Annotated in this window: 1 protein-coding gene and 1 pseudogene; both read left to right on the forward strand. The window is 64.2% G+C overall.

Annotation, left to right across the window (positions count from 1 at the left end; genetic code table 11):
* Positions 1-440 (forward strand): annotated as a pseudogene (locus ACIREE_RS42645) (alpha-1,4-glucan--maltose-1-phosphate maltosyltransferase); the annotation flags it as partial.
* Positions 441-477: 37 nt separating this feature from the next.
* On the forward strand, positions 478-1,532 hold a 1,055-nt coding region (locus ACIREE_RS42650; protein WP_404164984.1), incomplete at its 3' end, for an alpha-amylase family glycosyl hydrolase.

A 1,532-nucleotide genomic window follows, 5' to 3' on the forward strand; every position in this document is an offset into this window, starting at 1 on the left:
GGGCCGGTAGCGAGGAGTATCTGCATTCCGAGAAATACCAACTGCGGCCTCGGGACTGGGAGTCGGCTGCGCGGGAGGGGCGGACGATCGCCCCGTTGATCACCGCGCTCAACGACATCCGGCGCCGCAGCCCCGCCCTGCGCTCACTGCGCGACGTGCATTTTCACCATGCCGACAAGGACGAGGTGATCGTGTACTCGAAACAGAGGGGATCGAACACGGTTCTTGTGGTCGTGAACCTCGATCCGCACCACACCCAGGAGGCGACCGTCTCGTTGGACATGCCGCAACTAGGCCTCGGCTGGCACGAGTCCGCCTCGGTTCGCGACGAGCTCACCGGCGAAACCCACCATTGGGGCAGGACGAACTACGTGCGCCTGGAACCGGGCCACGCCCCCGCGCACATCCTCACCGTCCTGCGACCGTCCACGCCGCGATGAATTCTCTGGAAAAGGGATTCGGAGGGTCACCCACACCATGATCATGAATGAGCCTGTCCCGGACACCTTTGAGGACACCCCCGCCAAGGACCGGGATCCTGACTGGTTCAAGCGTGCCGTCTTCTACGAGGTGCTGGTCCGCTCCTTTCAGGACAGCAACGGAGACGGCGTCGGCGATCTGAAGGGCATCACGGCGAAGCTGGACTACCTGCAGTGGCTCGGGGTCGACTGCCTCTGGCTCCCCCCGTTCTTCAAGTCGCCACTGCGGGACGGCGGTTACGACGTATCCGACTACACGTCGGTGCTTCCCGAGTTCGGTGACCTGGCGGACTTCGTGGAGTTCGTGGACGCGGCGCATCAGCGCGGTATGCGCGTGATCATCGACTTCGTCATGAACCACACCAGCGACCAGCACGAGTGGTTCCAGCAGTCGCGCCTCGACCCGGAGGGCCCCTACGGCGACTACTACGTCTGGGCCGACGACGACAAGCAGTACCAGGACGCCCGGATCATCTTCGTCGACACCGAGGCCTCCAACTGGACCTTCGACCCGGTCCGCAAGCAGTACTTCTGGCACCGCTTCTTCTCCCACCAGCCGGACCTCAACTACGAGAACCCGGCCGTCCAGGAGGAGATCCTGGCCGCCCTGCGGTTCTGGCTCGACCTGGGCATCGACGGCTTCCGCCTCGACGCGGTCCCCTACCTGTACGCGGAGGAGGGCACCAACTGCGAGAACCTGCCGGCCACCCACCACTTCCTGAAGCGGGTCCGCAAGGAGATCGACGCCCAGTACCCGGACGTGGTCATCCTCGCCGAAGCGAACCAATGGCCCGAGGACGTCGTCGACTACTTCGGCGACTTCCCCTCCGGTGGCGACGAGTGCCACATGGCCTTCCACTTCCCGGTCATGCCGCGCATCTTCATGGCGGTCCGCCGCGAATCGCGCTACCCCGTATCGGAGATCCTCGCCAAGACCCCAGCGATCCCTTCCAGTTGCCAGTGGGGCATCTTCCTGCGCAACCACGACGAGCTGACCCTCGAAATGGTCACCGACGAAGAACGCGACTACATGTACGCGGAGTACGCCAAGGA

It is taken from the genome of Streptomyces sp. NPDC102467 (assembly GCF_044765445.1).
In the GTDB taxonomy this organism is placed as follows: Bacteria; Actinomycetota; Actinomycetes; order Streptomycetales; family Streptomycetaceae; genus Streptomyces.